The following is a 15,893-nucleotide window of genomic DNA, read 5'->3' as shown; positions in this document are numbered from 1 at the left end:
GGGGAGCCGGGACGACAGTGTGTCGGCACGCGAGCGCCCGGTACGCCGCGTGGGCGGCGCACCGGGCGCTCTCGTAGGACGGGCGGGTGATCTCAGGTCACCCGGTCGGGGTCGCTATCACCCCTTGAGGCCGGTCTGGGCGAGGCCCTGGATGAAGTGGCGCTGCGCGACGACGAAGACGACCAGGACCGGGATGACCGTGAGGGTCGTCGCGGCGAGCTGGACGTTCCAGATGGGCCCGCCGTAGGCGTCGACGTACTGGGTCAGCGCCTGGGGGAGGGTGAAGTTCTCCCGGCTGGAGAGGTACACGATCGGCTCGAGGTACATGTTCCAGGACTTGAGGAAGGTGAAGATCGCGACCGCGGCGATGGCCGGGCGGGCCAGCGGGAAGGCGATGCGCCAGAAGATCCCCCACCGGCTCAGGCCGTCCATCCGGCCGGCCTCCTCCAGCTCGTGCGGCAGGCCGAGGAAGAACTGGCGCATGATGAACGTGGCCAGCACGCTCGGCGCCCCGAGGATGGGGATGACGACGAGCGGCCAGTGGGTGTCGATGAGCCCGAGCGAGTTCACCATCCGGAACAGCGGGACGATCGTCACCTCGGTGGGGATGAGCAGCCCGACGAGCACGAGGATGAACAGGAGGTTCGCCCCCGGGAACTGGATCCGCGCGAAGGCGTACCCGGCGAGCGAGGCCACGAGGATCGTCCCGATCGTGACGACCGCGGCGATGTAGAGCGAGTTCCAGTACTGCTGGGCGAACGGCTGTAGCGCGAAGACCTGGACGTACGGCTCGAGCGAGGGCGCGGCCGGCCAGACGGTCGGCGGCACGCGGAGGATCTCGCTCGCCGTCTTCATGGACGACGTGGCCATCCACCACGTGGGGAAGAGGAACGGCACCGAGAGCACGGCCATGACGGCCACGAGGACCCACCGGCCGGGCCGGCGCGGGCGGCGCCGGGGGGCCTGCGCGGAGCTGACGGGCTCGGGCGCCGGGCCGGGCGGCGGCGGGGTGGCCGCGGGCCGCTCGGGGGCGACGGTCTGGTCAGACTTCATGGAACACCCACCGCTTTCGGGTCTGCCACTGCAGCAGCGTCAGGGCGAGGACGATCGCGAAGAGCAGCACCGCGATCGCGCTGGCGTAGCCGAACTCGTTGAACTCGAACGCCTGCCGGTAGAGGTAGTACACGAGCACCGTCGTGGAGTTGCCCGGGCCGCCCTGGGTGAGGACGTCGATGAGGGCGAAGGTCTCCAGCGAGCCGACGATGGTGAGGATCGAGACGAGCAGGATGGTCGGGCTGATCATCGGCATCGTGATCGAGACGAACCGCCGCCACGGGCCGGCGCCGTCGAGCGTGGCCGCCTCCTGAATCTCCTCCGGCACCGACTGCAGGGCCGAGAGGAACAGGATCATGTTGAGGCCGACGTTCTTGAACACCTGGACGACGACGACGGCGACCATCGCCGTGACGTTGCCGCGCAGCCAGTTCGGGCCGTCGATCCCGACCGCGCCGAGGGCGGAGTTGATGCCGCCGTCGACCTGCAGGAGGAACCCCCACACGATCGTCCACGCCACGAGCGAGACGACCACGGGGGAGAAGAACGCGACCCGGAAGAACGTGGTGCCGGGCAGGCGCTGGTTGAGCAGGACGGCGAGCCCGAGCGCCAGGGAGATGTTGAGCACCACCAGGCCGAGGGAGAACCAGCCGCTCGCGGCGAGCGAGGCGTGCAGGGCCTTGTCGGCGAGCATGCGCTCGTAGTTGGCCGCACCTTCGAAGGTGAAGGTCGCGGCGAGGACGTTCCACTCGTGGAGGCTGTACCAGACCACCGCCACGAGGGGCGCGATGACGAAGGCGAGCGAGCCGAGGACCGCCGGGCTGACGAAGAGCAGCCCGGTAGCGGCGTCGCGGCGCCGCCAGGCGGACCGGCGCTGACGCCGGTCCGCCCGGAGGCTGGTGGCCAGGACCGCCATGGATCAGTCCTGCAGCAGCGGCTCGGCCGCGGCGCAGACGTCGCCCAGGACTGCCTCGACGTCGGCGCCCTCGTTCCACAGGGCGTCGAGCTCGCCGCGCACGGTGGTCTGGAGCTCGGCGAAGTTCGCGTGCGCGGGCTTGGTGGTGGCGTCGGTGATGCCGCCGATGACCACGGCCTCGAGCTGCTCCTCGCTCAGCAGCGGGTTGGCTGCGACGAGGGTCTCGGCGGTCAGCAGCGACTCGCGCGGCGGCGGGAAGTACGTGGCGAGCTTCTCGGCGTTCTCCGGGCTGGTGAAGTGGGCGAGGAAGTCCGCCGCGACCTCGGGGTTGTCGCCGTTCTCGAAGACGCCGATGCCCGCCTGGCCGATGACGTTCTGCCGGCCCGCGGGGCCCTCGGGCAGCGGGACGACGTCCCACTCGAAGCTGCCGTCGAGGGAGGAGGCGCGCGAGATCTGGGTGATGGTCATGGTGACGTCGCCGGCGAAGAAGTCGGCGTTGGTGCCGGGACCGGGGATCGCGCCGTCGGCGAACGTGGCCTCGTGCAGCCAGGTCATCGCCTCGACCATCTCCGGCTCGGTGAAGGTGCACTGGGTGCCGTCCTCGGACCAGGGCGACGCGCCCCAGCCGCCCCACACCGTGGCGAGGTTCTCCCACAGGCTGTAGTTGAAGTCGCGCACGATGAGGCCGGCGCCGCCGAGCTGCTCGGTGGTGGCGGTGGAGATCTCGCGGGCGGCGTCGAAGGTCCAGCCGCCCGACTCGACGAGCTCGGCGGGGCTGTCCTGGCCGGCCTCGGCGATGCGGTCGGTGTTGACGAACATGACGAACGGGGAGTTGGAGAACGGGTAGGCGTAGAGCCCCTCGTCCGCGGACCACAGGTCCAGGGCGGTGGGGAGGATGTCGTCGAACTCGTAGCCCTCGGCGCCCTCGAGGGTGGGCTTGATGTCGGCCAGGGCGCCGGACTGGACGAACTCCGGGGCGTTGGACTCGAAGATCCAGGCGAGGTCGGGGGTGTTGCCGCCCGCGAGCTGGGTGGTCAGGGTGGTCGTGTAGTCCTCGAACGGCACCGCCTCGAAGGTGACCGAGGAGAAGGCGTCGGGGTTCTCCTCGACGTACTCGGCGGCGATCTCGTCGAAGAGGGCGAGGTGGTCCTCGCTCGCGGTCCACACGGTCATGCGCAGGTCCACCGGGCCGGCGGCCTCCGTGGCGGAATCGCCGCCGGAGCCAGCGTCGTCGCCGCCCGACGAGCAGGCGGCGAGGGTGCCGGCGCCGAGCATGAGCAGGGCGAGGGCGGGGACTGTTCGACGCTGAACCATGAGAACTCCTCTTCTGGCGTGACCGGGCGCCGGGCGGCGGCGGTCGGGTGTGCGGGGTGGGAGGGGACTAGTAGCCACGGACGTGCTCCGGCCAGCGCAGCTCGACGCCGTCGGCGACGAGGCGGGACTGCAGGCGCTCGACGAGCGCGGGGTCGGCGTGGACCTGGTGGGGGGTGGTGCCGTCCTGCAGGCAGGTGGCCGCGAGGACGCCGGCGACCTCCCCGACGTTCCACTCCACCGGGTGGAGGCGGTAGCAGCCGTTGGTGATGTGGGTGGTGCCGATGTTCTTGCAGCCGGCGAGCAGGTTGGTGGTGGTGCGGGGGATGAGCGTGCCGAGCGGGATCTCGAAGGGCTCGGCGCCGACGTCGATGTAGGTGTCGCCGCCGGTGGAGGGGTGCAGGTCGATGCGGTACATCCCCACCCCGACGCTGTCGGGGTAGCGGCGCGCCCCGCCCTCGCCGCGGATGGCGAGGGAGACGTCCTGCTCGCGCACGGTCTCCAGCGCCCGGAGGCGCCGGCCCTCACGGTGGTAGGGCGCCATGGCCAGACCGTCCGCCGTGCCCATGACCTCGGGGAGCAGACGCAGCCCCGGCCAGCCGGCGCCACCGTCGGGGCGCGGGGCCTCGGTCTGCATCCAGTACAGCATCGACAGGCTCAGCTGCCGGGCGTCGTGGAGGCGGGCGGCGGCCACATCGGTCGGGACGTCGATGAGGGGGCCGTCGAAGTAGTCGATGCTCGGCCAGTTCACCAGGGTGATGTCGCTGGGGTAGGTGCCGGGCTCGAAGAGGTCCTTCGCGGCGATGCGGCGGAAGGTCCACAGGTTGCCGTCGCCGGGGTTGAGGCTCTGGTCGGCGAAGACCGCGAGGGCGTCGTCGCCGGGGTTGGGCTCGAAGTGGCGCTCGACCACCTCGAGGGTGCGCGGGTGCGGGGCGGCCCAGCCGAGGAGGTTCCCGCCCCAGAAGTCCGGCGCGTAGCTGCGCCAGTAGTCGTACTGCTCGGGCCGGTCGATGGTGTGGTCGCCGTCGAGGTGCTCGATGGCGAAGCAGACGCTGACCGCCTGGATGTTCTCGGGCTGGGCCCCCGCCGGGCCGCTGGGCTCCCCCGTCTCCGCCGCGGACTCGAAGCCGGTGACGTAGTCGGTCCCGGTGAGCGGCAGCAGGTCGCCCGTCTCGGTGGCGTCGACGACGTAGTCGGCGGTGATGGTGGTGCGCTCGCCGGTGCGCACATCCTCGACGGTGACGGCACGCACGGCGTCGCCGTCGACCTCGGCGGACACCGGGCGGACCGGCTGCAGCACGCGGATCCGCCCGCCGGAGCGGTGCGGGGCGAGCATCTCGTCCAGGACCGCCACGCCCACGCGCGGCTCGACGCAGATCTTGCTCACCCAGCCCGCGCCGGGGTTGAGGTCGCGCTTGGCGTAGGCGGCGGGGGTGAGGGGGTAGTTGCGGCGGTAGTAGTCCCGCATGCCGTCACGGAGCTGGCGGTAGGACGCGGTGCAGCCGAAGTCCTCGATCCACGGGTGCTCGTCGAGCGGGACGCCCTGGGAGGTGAGCTGGCCGCCGAGCCAGTCGAACTCCTCGGTGAGGATCACCGACGCGCCGTGCCGCGCCGCCGCGAGGGCGGCCGCGACGCCGCCGAGACCTCCGCCGACGACGAGGACCTGGGTGTGTGCTTCGTGCACGCTCATGCCTTTCCGCTGGGAGCCGGCCGGCCGGCCGGGGAGTGGTGCCGCGCGACGGTCGTCCCGGGGACGACCGCGCACGGGATGAGGACCTGGAGGTCCTCGTCCCCCTCGATGGGGGTGAGCTGGCGCAGGACGACGCGCAGCGCCTCGGCGCCCATCTCCTGGCGGGGGATGAGGAAGCCGGACCAGTCGACGTCCTCGGTGTCGGGGTGCTCCGGGTCGCCCAGGCGGGCGATGGAGAGGTCGCCGGGGACGTCGAGGCCGCGGGCCAGGGCGGCGCGGCGCAGGGGCGCGGCGAGGTCGGACGAGGCCAGGGCGGCCGTGACGCCGGCGTGGCGCAGGGCGTCGAGGAGCTCGCCGGAGCCGAGGTCCGGCTCGTCGAAGGTGACGGGCTGCAGGCCGGCGCGGGCCATCGCCCGGCGGTAGCCGCGGGCGCGGTCCTCGATGGACTCGTGGTCGGTGTACTCGCTGATGAGGACGATCCGGCGGTGGCCCAGGACCAGGAGGTTCTCCACCACCTGCTGGGTGGCGAGGTCGTAGGCGGCGCCGGCGTAGGGCACCTTGCCGCCCGGGGCCTCGCGGCGCCCGACGAAGGAGAAGGGGAAGTCCTGCTTGAGCAGCTCGGCGAGGTCCTCGGTGTGGCTGTGCCGGCCGAGGAGGACGCACCCGTCGGCCACGTGCAGGCGGCCCAGGCCGCCGGAGGCCTGGAGGCGGCGGCCTTCGGCGCCGGAGAGGGAGGTGAACATGAGCAGGTCGACGCCGGCGCGCTCGGCCTCGTTCTCCACGCCCTCGAGGAAGGGGTGGTAGAAGTCGCCGGCCGAGTGGGGGAAGACCGACTCGTAGGTGTAGACCCCGATGATGCTCGTGCGGCCGCCGGCCAGACGCTGGGCGAAGGGGTTGGCCGCGTAGCCGGTGACCTCGATGGCGCGCAGGACCCGCTCGCGCACCTCGTCGCTGACGCGGCGCTGCGCCGTCCCGGTGCCGGTGAGCACCATGGAGACGGTTGTCTGGCTCACGCCCGCGAGGCGGGCGACGTCGGCCTGAGTGGCCCGCCGGGTCCTCGGACTCATCCTTGGGTCCTTCCGTGGTCGATGTGCGTGAGCGAATCAGGTTTTGCGTAAAACGACAAGGGCTCGGCACGAGGAGATTCGTCCGGATGTCACCCACGGTCGCTGGGCGCAACCGAGGTGACTGCTGGGACGGCGGGATCGCCGTCGGGAAGGGTCTTGCTGTTTTACGTATGACTCAGTTGAGTGGCGCAGGCCGGCGGGACCGCGCCAGCACCACCGGCTCAGGGCCTCCCGCATGGCCCGCCGGAGGGCCGCACGAGTCCCGCGAGGAAGCGGGACGGAACGGAGGTCGACCGATGAGGACACGACAACGCCGCAGGGTCTGGGCGCCGCTGGCGACGCTGTGCGCGGCGCTGCTGGCGGTCACCGGCATGGCCGGTGCCGCGGGCGCGGAGGAGGAACCCGGGCAGGACGACCTGCCGGTGTTCGAGTTCCAGGGCATCATCACCGCACGACGGTGAGCGAGCCGCTGACCGTGACCGTGCGACGGTAGGACCGGACGGTCCGGGTGGCTGGACCGGGCGGCGGGTGCCGCTCGGGCCGGCCACCCGGTGGATCCGCAGCGGCCGGGGGCGTAGCGCGTGGCGCCGTGCCCCCGGCCCGGCGGTGGCGGAGAAGGAGGAGCAGACGTGGAGCGAACGGTGGTCGGGATCGACCTCGGCGGCACGAAGACCGCCGGGGCGCTCGTCGCGGCCGACGGGACGCTGGGTGAGGTGCTCGAGGTGCGCACCCCTGCCGCGGGCGGGCCGGTTGCCGTGCTCGACGCCGTCGCCGGGCTCGTCCTCGAGCTGACCCGGGCGGGCGTCGGGACCACGGACCGGCTGGGCCGTGCGGACGCAGTGCCGACCGGCGGCCGCCTCGCGGTGGGCATTGGGACGGCCGGCGTCGTCGATGTCGGCCGTGGCCGGATCGTCTCCGCCACCGATGTCCTGCCCGGCTGGACCGGCACCGCCGTCGCCGACGGCGTGCGTGCGCGGCTCGCGCCCGAGATGGGTGAGGTCGGCGTCCACGTGCAGAACGACGTCGACGCCCACGCGAGCGGGGAGGCCTGGGTCGGCGCGGCCGCCGGGCTCGGCAGCGTCCTGGTCGTTGCGGTCGGGACCGGCGTCGGCGGCTCGGTGGTGCTCGGTGGGTCACCGCTGCGCGGCGCCCATCACGTGGCCGGCGAGATCGGGCACCTGCCGGTTCCCGGTGCGGAGGGTCTGCGGTGCACCTGCGGACGGCTCGGGCACCTCGAGGCCATCGGCGCCGGCCCGGGTCTGTACCGCCGGTACCTGGCCCTCGGGGGCGACGTGGCGAGTCCGGACGCCCGCGACGTCGTGGCCCGGGCCGCCGCGGGTGACGAGGTCGCGGTCCGCGCGGTGCGCGACTCCGCCACCGCCGTCGGCCGGGGCACCGCGGGGATCGTCACGGTGCTCGACCCGGACGCCGTGCTGGTGACCGGCGGGCTGGCCGGCTCGGGCGAGCTGTGGTGGGACACGATGGAGGCCGCGCTGCGGGCCGAGCTCATCGACCCGCTCGCCGGCATCCCGCTCCTGCGGGCCGCGCTCGGCAACGAGGCGGCCATCGTCGGCGCCGCCCGCGGCGCCTGGGACCTCCTGGCGGAACGCGGACGAGAACACGAAGGGGTGACGGCATGAACCGACGCGGTGGTGACGGCACAGCCACCGGACGAGCTCGCGGTGATCAAGACGTCGTCGAGGCGACGCGCGGACGGCTGATCGTCTCCTGCCAGGCCTACCCCGGGGAGACGATGCGCGACCCGCGCACGATGGCCCAGGTGGCTGCCGCCGCGGTGGCGGGCGGCGCCGCAGCCATCCGCGCACAGGGCGCGGAGGACATCCGCCAGGTGGTCGCCGCCGTCGACGTCCCGGTGATCGGGCTCATCAAGGACGGCGCCGACGGCGTCTTCATCACCCCCACGCTGGAGCACGCGATCGCCGTCGCCGCTGCGGGCGCGCACGTCGTCGCCGTCGACGGCACCCGCCGTCCGCGACCGGATGGGCTCACCCTGGCGAAGACGATCTCGGGGCTGCGCGAGCGGACCGGTGGGCCGGGCGGGCGCCCCGGCGGCCCGGGCTTGTCCGCGGGTGTCCTCGTCATGGCCGACTGCGGCTCGCTCGACGACGCCCTCGCCGCCGCGGACGCGGGTGCGGACCTCGTGGGCACCACGCTGGCGGGGTACACCGGCGAGCGACCGAGGACCGACGGCCCCGACCTGGAGCTGCTCGAGCAGGTGGTCGCATCTGTCGGCGTCGCCGTGATCGCCGAGGGGCGCATCCACACACCCACCCAGGCCGCCGCCGCGCTCGCGGCCGGCGCTCACGCCGTCTGCGTCGGAACGGCGATCACCCACCCGACGACCATCACGTCGTGGTTCGTCGACGCGCTGTCGGGCGAGGCCTGACCGATCGGGCATGCCGGCCGCGGCTGATCACTCGGTTGCCGAGTGATCCCGGCACACCACTCTCACTCGGCGACGAAGGGATCGTTGGCCGACGGCTGCCCCTCACGTTCGGTCGGCGCGCCGTTGCCCACCGGGCACGCCCGGGCCGGGCCGCCGCAGTCGATGCACCACTCCTCGCCGGTGTTGGCGATGAGCTCGTGCCGGTGCGGGGTCCCGGGGATGACCTCCTGGACCGCGACGGGCTTGAGGTCGCGGTAGATCGCGATGGCCGCGTCCTGGGTGAGGTCGCCCGCGGCGACGGCGTCCATGAGCTGGTCGAAGACGTCGTAGTGCTCGCGCTCGGGCGCGGTGGCCGCGCCGTCGGCGCCGGCCTGCTCGGTCTTCGTGGGCTGCTCGCTCATCTCGACCTCCCGTGGGGGTGTGGTCCCAGCGTAGAGCGCCGCTCCGCCGTCGGGAGGTACTCAGCCCCTGGCGGAGCGTCGCCGTGCGCGGTACTCGTGCACGTACCCCCACGCCACTCCGACGACCCCCATGCCCAAACCCGCGAAGCAGATCCACAGCCACTCGTCCGGGACCGAGCCGCGGAGGTTGAGGAAGCCCACGACCGCCGTCGCCAGGATCCACACCACCGTGCCGGTCACGGTCAGCGTGATGGCGTTGACCTTCGCCGTCGGCGGGTCCGGGCGACGGTCGAAGAAGTGCGGGTCCGGCATGGCTCGATCGTAGGTGCGTCCGGGCGGACCTGCGGGTTTGGCGCTAGGTTCCGAGGTGGTGGCCCGCGCGGCGCTCGCGCGCACCGGTAGGAGGTCGCGGTGGATCTCGAGATCAGGCAGCACGAGTCCTTCCAGCGGCGGGAGTGGACCGCTCAACGCATCGGCTGGGTGGCGCTGGCCCTGTTCGTCCTCGCCGGTCTGGTCGGGCTGCTCGGCACCGGCCCGCTGAGCTGGACGGTGACCGAGAGCGACGGCGGGCTGGTCACGGTCGAGTACGACCGGATCGCCCACCACGAGGCCGATGAGAGCCTCACGCTGATCTTCGCCGCCGACGCGGTCCAGGACGGCGTCATCACCGCCGAGCTCACCGGGCCCTGGCTCTCCGGGGTGGACGTGCAGAGCATCTCGCCCGAGCCGTCCGAGCAGCTCGCCGTCCCCGGCGGCGTCATCCTCGAGCTGCCGGTGGAGCGCCCCGGCGAGATCGAGATGACCCTGACGTTCCGGGCCGCGAAGTACGGCCGGCTCGACGGCGAGATCACCGTCGGGGCGGACACCGTCGCCGTCTCCCAGCTCGTCCTGCCCTGAGGAGGTTCGTCCATGGACGCCGTGCTCCGCGCGCTGGCCGTGTACCTGGTGCTGCTGGTGATCTTCCGTCTCACCGGGAAGCGCTCGCTGTCCCAGGTGACGACGTTCGACTTCATCATCCTCCTCATCGTCGGCGAGGCCACGCAGCAGGCGCTCCTCGGCGAGGACTTCTCCCTCACCCACGCCGCCCTCGTCATCGCCACGCTCTTCCTCTTCGACCGTGGCTCGGACTACCTCGCGTGGCGGTTCCCGGCGTTCCAGCGGGCCACCGAGTCCGTCCCGGTGATCCTCGTCGAGGACGGCAGGATGCTGGACGCCGTCATGCGCAAGGAGCACATCTCCACCGACGACGTCCTCGCCGCCGCCCGCGAGACGCAGGGGCTCGAGCGGCTGGACCAGATCAAGTGGGCGGTGCTGGAGACCTCGGGCGGGATCTCCGTGGTGCCGAAGGCGAACGCCGCGCCGGAGACCTAGTGTCGTGCGCCAGAAATCCATACCATAAGTCGTAGACTGGGGTATGTCGCGATCTGGGCGCCCCAAGGCCGAGCTGGTCCTGTCCGAGCACGAGCGCGAGCAGCTCACGCGCTGGTCGCGAAGGGCGAAGTCGTCCCAGGCGCTTGCGTTGCGGTCGCGCATCGTGCTGGCGTGTGCGGAGGGGCTGGACAACAAGACGGTGGCGGCGCGCCTGGGGTGCGCCGCGGCGACGGTGGGCAAGTGGCGTACCCGGTTCGTCGAGCACCGTCTGGACGGACTGAGCGACGACCCGCGCCCGGGGCGGCCGGCCTCGATCAGTGTCGAGCAGGTCGAGGACGTCGTGGTCGCGACCCTGGAGTCGACACCGAAGAACGCCACGCACTGGTCGCGGGCGAAGATGGCCGAGCGCACCGGGTTGAGCAGGTCGACCATCGGGCGGATCTGGAAGGCGTTCGAGCTCAAGCCGCATCGCGAGGACGGGTTCAAGCTCTCCAACGACCCGCTCTTCGTGGAGAAGGTCTACGACGTCATCGGGCTCTACCTCCAACCGCCGGAGTCCGCGGTGGTGCTGTGCGTGGACGAGAAGTCCCAGGTCCAGGCCCTGGCCAGGTCCCAGCCGGCGTTCCCGATGATGCCCGGCATGCCCGAGAGACGCACCCACGACTACGTCCGGCACGGCACCACCAGCCTGTTCGCGGCGTTCAACACCGCCGACGGCACCGTGATCTCCTCACTGCACCGCAAGCACCGCGCCGTGGAGTTCAAGAAGTTCCTGACCAAGATCGATACCGAGGTCCCCGACCACCTCGACGTCCACCTGATCTGCGACAACTACGGCACCCACAAGCACCCCACGGTCAACCGCTGGCTCGCGGCACACCCGCGCTTCCACATGCACTTCACCCCGACGTACTCGTCCTGGCTGAACCAGGTCGAGCGGTTCTTCGCCTACGTCACCGCCGACCTGCTCCAACGATCCGACCACCGCAGCGTCCAGGCCCTCGAGGCCGACATCCGCAACTGGGTCAAAGCCTGGAACGAGGACCCCAAGCCCTTCATCTGGACCAAGACCGCCGAGCAGATCCTCGACTCACTCAAACGACTTCTTCAACGAACTACCGGCGCAGGACACTAGGAGAGCGCTGAACAAGGCGCTGTTTGCTGGTGGTGCGGGGTGAGGCTGAGCGGGCAGGTTGCCTCAAGGCCGTCTGGCGGCGGTCACAGCACCTGGCTGGACACGAGGTCGGGCCTGCCCGCGGGGCCCATTGTGTGCCCGGGGACCGCTGTGGGACCAGGCTGCGCGGCTGCTTCACGCGGTAGCCATCACCCAGGTCCCGCCGGTGCGCTGCAGACCGAGGGTGAGTAGGCGCTTGAGGTTGATGGCGGCGGCGCGATGGTGGAGCCAGTGGTCGTTCTTGGCGATCCCGCGGTAGCGGACCTTGCGGTTGCCGCGTGTGAGCCAGGCGATGGAGCGTTCGACCATCGGCCGCAGAGTGCGGTAGGTGTCCTGGAACCCGGGCTGCTGGGCTCGGGCGCGGTGGGCGCGCTGGAGCCCGTCGTGGGGGTGCAGGTCGAGCTTGCGGCCACGGGCCGAGGTCGTGCAGCGATCCCGCAGCGGGCAGCCGCGGCAGCCGGCCCCGAAGGTGACCTTCCGCTTGGGACTGATCGTGCGGGTCAGCCCGTTCGGGCAGGTCACGGTGCCGGCGGCCTCATCGACGGTGAAGTCCTCGAGGGTGAACCCGCCCGGGACGGCCGGGCGCAGGGGCCAGGGCTTGATGATCGCGGTGTGCCCAGCCGCCTCCAGGGCGGCCAGCGCCTCGCCGGTGCCGTAGGCGGAGTCGGCGAGGACCTCGACGGGGATCTGCCGGGCCGGTGCCTGCGGCCCTGCCATGGCCTGCGGGGCATCCTCGGCCTGTGCTGCGTCCTCGGCGGGCTCGGCGGACTCGGGAGACAGGGTGGTGTCCGCGGCCAGCAGGTCCGTCCCGACGCTCCCGTCGGCGGACTGCGGCCCGGCGGCCTTGGTCAGCTTCGTGGCGGTGAACAGCCCCGTCGTCGGCTCGACCACGACATGGGCCTTGAACCCGTTCCGGCGCTGGGCCACGGTCTTGTGCGCGTGGCGCGTCGCGGGATCGACGGTGGAGATCACCCGGTCGTAGGCCACCTTGCGCGCGATGCGCCAGCGCCCGTCCGTACCGTCGGAGCCCTCAGCCGGCTCGACGTCCTGCCCGGCGACCACCGCCAACAAGGCCACCACCTGGGCCTCGTCCTCCTCCAGGGACCCGACGTTCAGGTGAGCCAGCAACGCCAGCGCGTCGCTCACCAGGGCCGAGACGAGCTCGTCCCGCGCGCCGGGATCGTCCCAGGCGATCCGCGGCTTACCCGGCGAGGAGTAGTCGTGGCGGGTGCAGTGCGCGGCGACCAGCTCCTTGCCGCCGGTGACCTCCCGGGCGACCCGGCGGATCGCGGCGATCAGCTGGGTCACGGTGTCCTGGGTGGCGACCGCGTCCTCGAGCACCGTGGAGTCCAGCGCCCGCCGGTTCTTCCCGCGCAGCACCCCGGTCTCCATCACCACCGCGTTGACGGCCTCGAAGATCCGGTTCGGCCGCTCCGACGCCGCGAGGCGGCGGCGCCAGTACGTCAACGTCGTCGGGTGGAACGCCGGCGCCTGGACGCCCAGGCCGCAGGCCGCCTTCCACCGCAGATCAAACGCCACGGCCTCGGTGGCCTCCCGGTCGGACAGGCCATGCAAGGCCTGGAGCACCAAGACGGCGGCGACCACGTCCGCCGGCACCGACGGACGTCCCCGCGAGGAGCGGAACAAGTCCGCGAACATCTCCTCCGGGAACAACGTCAACCGCTGCTCGGCCAAGAACGCGAACACACTGCCCCGCTCGAGCAAGTTCCCGGCCATCGACTCCGCGTCGAACAGATCCCGCTGATCTCGCGATCGACCCTGCATAACCCCAAGCGTTCCCGAACCCGACCCACACACCGGGCAAGGACACGCATTGTTCAGCGCTCTCCTAGCAGCGGTCGGGCACCTCGACGTGGGGGCGCCCTAGCCGCCTCCCGACACGCCGGTATGGAGCGAGCTCGCACGGACGATGAGTTCGGTGGGTACGACCACATCGTGAGCCTCCTCGCCGTTGATGGCGGCGAGAAGCTGGTCGATGCAGTGTCTGCCGATGAGGTCGAAATTCTGTCGGATCGTGCTCAACGGGGGTTGGAAGAATGCCGTGCCGACAATGTCGTCGAATCCGATGATCGCAATGTCGTCCGGAACGCGCAGGCCCGCCTCGGAAAAGGCAAACAGTGCTCCGAGTGCCATGTGGTCGTTGGCTGCGAAGACTGCGTCGAAGCGACCGGAGGACGCGATGGTCCGTCCCGCCCGGTATCCCGCCTCGGGCATCCAGTCGCCCCTGTACACAGGGCCGTCCGCGAGCCCGTGTGCCGCCAGTTCGGTGCGCCATCCTGCTTCACGGGCGTGGGCGTCGAGCCAGCCCTCCGGGCCGGCGATGTGGGCGATGCGGCGGAAACCCTGCTCGACGAGGTGCCTTGTGGCGACGCGTCCGGCTTCGGCGGTGGCCGGAGCGACGCGGATGATCTGGGGAGCGTGAACCTCGCTCGACGACACCATCGCCAGGGGTATACGGGTAGCGACGTGAGCAGCCGCCTCGGCGAGAGCCACCGTGTTTCCCATCACGACGATGCCCTCGACGTGGAGCTCGACGAGGTGTTCAAAAGCCTCCCGGACACCTTCGTCGTCCTGGCTGCGCACCAGAGCGACGCTGGTGGCGTAACCGGCGTCCCGGGCGGCGCCCTCGACACTGACGAGCATGACTTCCTGGCCGAAGACTCGTGAGCCGGAGTCGATGACACCAATCGTTCCCGACCGGTTCACTGACAGGGCGCGGGCGGCCGAGTTGCGTTTGTAGCCGAGCTCCTCGATGGCTCTCACGACCCGGGCGCGCGTCGCGGGGCTGACTTGGTCGGGGTTGTTGATGACTCGCGAGACGGTCTGATGGGACACGCCCGCGCGCCGGGCGACGTCGCGCATCCGAGCGATCGGAGGTCGGTTCACGGCAACCCCCTTCACGCGCCGGCCGCCCAGGTGACCCTGGCCCGCCCCCATCGTGGCATCCGCAGCCAGGGACCGCGCCGACCTCGAAGCGCTGGTCACCTGCGTGTCCTCTCCGTCTTCTGCGTCCGATCTCGATCTGTGGAGTCCGTCAGGAGCGGCTCTGCGGGACGCAGATCGGCCTGTGACGCCCCGGCGTGTGACCGGTAACAGTACTCCGGGCCATGGTCCAATGTTACCGGTCACACGCGGCTTGACACTGTGGCTGGTGTTACCGGTAACATCGAGTCTCGGAAGCGGATCGACGACGAGAAGCGGGAAGTGGACGACGGTGTTCTTGACCGAGGGTGTGCGTGCTGCGGGCCGCAAGGCTGGCGTCGTGATCCGCCCCGACGACCTCGCCGAGGACGTGCGCGCGGCGGTGGCGGCGACCCGTGAGCGGGTGGCCGCGCTGCACGCGGAGCTGCCCCGCAACGAGCTCGTGGTGTGGACCGCGGGGAACGTCTCGGAGCGGGTCGCGGGCGCCGACCTGTTCGTCATCAAGCCCTCGGGGGTCTCCTACGACGAGCTCGCCCCGGAGGTCATGGTCGTGTGCGACCTGGACGGGACCAAGATCGACGACGGCACCGACGAGCGGCTCCAGCCCTCCTCGGACACCGCCGCCCACGCCTACGTCTACCGACACATGCCCGAGGTCGGCGGGGTGGTGCACACCCACTCCACCTACGCCACGGCGTGGGCGGCGCGGCGCGAGCCGGTCCCGTGCGTGCTGACGATGATGGCGGACGAGTTCGGCGGGGAGATCCCCGTGGGGCCGTTCGCGCTCATCGGGGACGACTCCATCGGCCGCGGCATCGTCGAGACCCTGTCGGGCTCGCGGTCCCCGGCGGTCCTCATGGCCAACCACGGCCCGTTCACCATCGGCAAGGACGCCCGCGCGGCGGTCAAGGCCGCAGTGATGGTCGAGGAGGTCGCCCGCACGGTCCACATCTCCCGCCAGCTGGGCGAGCCCACCCGCATCCCCCAGAGCGACATCGACTCCCTGTACGAGCGGTACCAGAACGTCTACGGCCAGCACTGACAGGTCACCGCACGACCGACCGATCGAAGGAGATCGACATGCTCACGGGCATCAACCCGCTCCTCACCGGAGCCATGCTCAAGCCGCTCGACGAGATGGGGCATTCGGACCTCGTCGCCGTCGTCGACGCCAACTTCCCGGCCCACCGCTTCGCCGCCGAGTGCGTCGAGGTACCCGGCGTGGACGTGGTCACCATGACCCGCGCCATCCGTGAGGTGTTCCCCATCGACGCGGACAACCCCCCCGTCCTGATGGACAGCGGGGCCGCCGCGCTCACGCCCGTGCAGGAGGAACTCCTCGACGCCGCCGGTTCGCAGGACCGGGTCCTCGTCGACCGGTGGTCCTACTACGACCTCGTCGAGCGTGCCCGACTCATCATCTCCACCGGTGAGCTGCGCCTGTGGGCGAACGTCGTCCTCGCCAAGGGTCTGCCTCACTCCCGCTAACCACTCTCCCTCTCAGCGGCCGGTACGGCCGACCACGTCCCGGAAGGACAATTCGGTGTCAGAGACTCCAGA

Annotated in this window: 17 protein-coding genes; 8 read left to right on the top strand and 9 right to left on the bottom strand. The window is 71.4% G+C overall.

All coding sequences use genetic code 11. The features are described from left to right. Positions 1-117: 117 nt before the first annotated feature. The 5 genes from EDD32_RS03445 to EDD32_RS03425 all read right to left on the bottom strand — a co-directional run bounded on the left by EDD32_RS03445 (position 118) and on the right by EDD32_RS03425 (position 6,037). Entirely contained in the window at positions 118-912 is a 795-nt protein-coding gene (locus EDD32_RS03445; protein ID WP_484103612.1) for a carbohydrate ABC transporter permease, read from the bottom strand. A gap of 130 nt (positions 913-1,042) precedes the next feature. Further along, positions 1,043-1,969, bottom strand: a complete 927-nt coding sequence (locus EDD32_RS03440) for a carbohydrate ABC transporter permease (RefSeq protein ID WP_123914631.1) — start codon at positions 1,967-1,969, stop codon at positions 1,043-1,045. 3 nt (positions 1,970-1,972) lie between these two features. Further along, positions 1,973-3,283 carry an ABC transporter substrate-binding protein gene (locus EDD32_RS03435; RefSeq protein ID WP_123914629.1) on the bottom strand — a complete coding sequence of 437 codons (1,311 nt, stop codon included), beginning with the start codon at positions 3,281-3,283 and terminating at the stop codon, positions 1,973-1,975. A gap of 67 nt (positions 3,284-3,350) precedes the next feature. Continuing rightward, the gene (locus tag EDD32_RS03430; protein ID WP_123914627.1) at positions 3,351-4,970 is read right to left on the bottom strand and encodes an FAD-dependent oxidoreductase; all 1,620 of its coding nucleotides are present in this window, start codon (positions 4,968-4,970) and stop codon (positions 3,351-3,353) included. Then, positions 4,967-6,037: a LacI family DNA-binding transcriptional regulator gene (locus EDD32_RS03425; protein ID WP_123914625.1), complete on the bottom strand. Its 1,071-nt coding sequence runs from the start codon at positions 6,035-6,037 to the stop codon at positions 4,967-4,969. Before EDD32_RS03425 ends, EDD32_RS03430 begins: the two co-directional genes overlap by 4 nt. 296 nt (positions 6,038-6,333) lie before the next feature. Here EDD32_RS03425 and EDD32_RS18700 point away from each other — a divergent pair, with 296 nt between their 5' ends. The 3 genes from EDD32_RS18700 to EDD32_RS03415 all read left to right on the top strand — a co-directional run bounded on the left by EDD32_RS18700 (position 6,334) and on the right by EDD32_RS03415 (position 8,444). Then, a complete protein-coding gene (locus tag EDD32_RS18700; RefSeq protein ID WP_170175188.1) occupies positions 6,334-6,498 on the top strand; it encodes a hypothetical protein in 165 nt (54 codons plus the stop codon). Positions 6,499-6,666: 168 nt separating this feature from the next. Then, complete coding sequence (locus EDD32_RS03420) at positions 6,667-7,677, top strand: ROK family protein (RefSeq protein ID WP_123914623.1); 1,011 nt, start codon at positions 6,667-6,669, stop codon at positions 7,675-7,677. Further along, positions 7,674-8,444: an N-acetylmannosamine-6-phosphate 2-epimerase gene (locus EDD32_RS03415; RefSeq protein ID WP_123914621.1), complete on the top strand. Its 771-nt coding sequence runs from the start codon at positions 7,674-7,676 to the stop codon at positions 8,442-8,444. The genes EDD32_RS03420 and EDD32_RS03415 overlap by 4 nt, the downstream gene beginning before the upstream one ends. Positions 8,445-8,506: 62 nt before the next feature. Here the strand turns inward: EDD32_RS03415 and EDD32_RS03410 are convergent, their stop codons facing one another. Together EDD32_RS03410 and EDD32_RS03405 are read right to left on the bottom strand one after the other, a co-directional pair. Then, on the bottom strand, positions 8,507-8,845 hold the full coding sequence (locus EDD32_RS03410) for a hypothetical protein (protein WP_123914619.1): 339 nt from the start codon (positions 8,843-8,845) through the stop codon (positions 8,507-8,509). A 60-nt stretch (positions 8,846-8,905) separates the two neighbouring features. Next, positions 8,906-9,157: a DUF2530 domain-containing protein gene (locus tag EDD32_RS03405; RefSeq protein ID WP_123914617.1), complete on the bottom strand. Its 252-nt coding sequence runs from the start codon at positions 9,155-9,157 to the stop codon at positions 8,906-8,908. 99 nt (positions 9,158-9,256) lie between these two features. Between EDD32_RS03405 and EDD32_RS03400 the strand changes: the two genes are divergently transcribed. Genes EDD32_RS03400 through EDD32_RS03390 form a run of 3 tightly spaced genes read left to right on the top strand, consistent with a single transcriptional unit; the run spans position 9,257 to position 11,351 of the window. After that, positions 9,257-9,742, top strand: coding sequence for a hypothetical protein (locus EDD32_RS03400; protein ID WP_123914615.1), 486 nt, complete (start codon positions 9,257-9,259; stop codon positions 9,740-9,742). Positions 9,743-9,754: 12 nt separating this feature from the next. Continuing rightward, positions 9,755-10,216 carry a DUF421 domain-containing protein gene (locus EDD32_RS03395; protein WP_123914613.1) on the top strand — a complete coding sequence of 154 codons (462 nt, stop codon included), beginning with the start codon at positions 9,755-9,757 and terminating at the stop codon, positions 10,214-10,216. Between the two features lie 43 nt (positions 10,217-10,259). Next, positions 10,260-11,351 (top strand): IS630 family transposase, encoded by a 1,092-nt coding sequence (locus tag EDD32_RS03390; RefSeq protein ID WP_123914611.1) that lies wholly within the window; start codon positions 10,260-10,262, stop codon positions 11,349-11,351. 174 nt (positions 11,352-11,525) lie between these two features. Here EDD32_RS03390 and EDD32_RS03385 read toward each other — a convergent pair whose 3' ends face one another. After that, the gene (locus EDD32_RS03385; RefSeq protein ID WP_123914609.1) at positions 11,526-13,175 is read right to left on the bottom strand and encodes a transposase; all 1,650 of its coding nucleotides are present in this window, start codon (positions 13,173-13,175) and stop codon (positions 11,526-11,528) included. A gap of 99 nt (positions 13,176-13,274) precedes the next feature. Then, positions 13,275-14,273, bottom strand: a complete 999-nt coding sequence (locus EDD32_RS03380) for a LacI family DNA-binding transcriptional regulator (RefSeq protein WP_170175187.1) — start codon at positions 14,271-14,273, stop codon at positions 13,275-13,277. A gap of 400 nt (positions 14,274-14,673) precedes the next feature. Here EDD32_RS03380 and EDD32_RS03375 point away from each other — a divergent pair, with 400 nt between their 5' ends. Next, entirely contained in the window at positions 14,674-15,375 is a 702-nt protein-coding gene (locus EDD32_RS03375) for an L-ribulose-5-phosphate 4-epimerase (protein ID WP_246005959.1), read from the top strand. A 38-nt stretch (positions 15,376-15,413) separates the two neighbouring features. Then, on the top strand, positions 15,414-15,821 hold the full coding sequence (locus EDD32_RS03370) for an RbsD/FucU family protein (protein ID WP_123914603.1): 408 nt from the start codon (positions 15,414-15,416) through the stop codon (positions 15,819-15,821). The last annotated feature ends 72 nt before the right edge of the window (positions 15,822-15,893 follow it).

The sequence above is a fragment of the Georgenia muralis genome (genome assembly GCF_003814705.1).
In the GTDB taxonomy this organism is placed as follows: Bacteria; Actinomycetota; Actinomycetes; order Actinomycetales; family Actinomycetaceae; genus Georgenia; species Georgenia muralis.
This window is presented reverse-complemented; position numbering and strand designations above follow the sequence as displayed.

Coding starts and splice junctions, on each gene's coding strand:
- EDD32_RS03390 (WP_123914611.1), top strand. CDS start 10,260: ATGTCGCGATCTGGGCGCCCCAAGGCCGAGCTGGTCCTGTCCGAGCAC.
- EDD32_RS18700 (WP_170175188.1), top strand. CDS start 6,334: ATGAGGACACGACAACGCCGCAGGGTCTGGGCGCCGCTGGCGACGCTG.
- EDD32_RS03370 (WP_123914603.1), top strand. CDS start 15,414: ATGCTCACGGGCATCAACCCGCTCCTCACCGGAGCCATGCTCAAGCCG.
- EDD32_RS03415 (WP_123914621.1), top strand. CDS start 7,674: ATGAACCGACGCGGTGGTGACGGCACAGCCACCGGACGAGCTCGCGGT.
- EDD32_RS03405 (WP_123914617.1), bottom strand. CDS start 9,157: ATGCCGGACCCGCACTTCTTCGACCGTCGCCCGGACCCGCCGACGGCG.
- EDD32_RS03435 (WP_123914629.1), bottom strand. CDS start 3,283: ATGGTTCAGCGTCGAACAGTCCCCGCCCTCGCCCTGCTCATGCTCGGC.
- EDD32_RS03425 (WP_123914625.1), bottom strand. CDS start 6,037: ATGAGTCCGAGGACCCGGCGGGCCACTCAGGCCGACGTCGCCCGCCTC.
- EDD32_RS03380 (WP_170175187.1), bottom strand. CDS start 14,273: ATGCGCGACGTCGCCCGGCGCGCGGGCGTGTCCCATCAGACCGTCTCG.
- EDD32_RS03410 (WP_123914619.1), bottom strand. CDS start 8,845: ATGAGCGAGCAGCCCACGAAGACCGAGCAGGCCGGCGCCGACGGCGCG.
- EDD32_RS03445 (WP_484103612.1), bottom strand. CDS start 912: ATGGCCGTGCTCTCGGTGCCGTTCCTCTTCCCCACGTGGTGGATGGCC.
- EDD32_RS03385 (WP_123914609.1), bottom strand. CDS start 13,175: ATGCAGGGTCGATCGCGAGATCAGCGGGATCTGTTCGACGCGGAGTCG.
- EDD32_RS03430 (WP_123914627.1), bottom strand. CDS start 4,970: ATGAGCGTGCACGAAGCACACACCCAGGTCCTCGTCGTCGGCGGAGGT.
- EDD32_RS03440 (WP_123914631.1), bottom strand. CDS start 1,969: ATGGCGGTCCTGGCCACCAGCCTCCGGGCGGACCGGCGTCAGCGCCGG.
- EDD32_RS03395 (WP_123914613.1), top strand. CDS start 9,755: ATGGACGCCGTGCTCCGCGCGCTGGCCGTGTACCTGGTGCTGCTGGTG.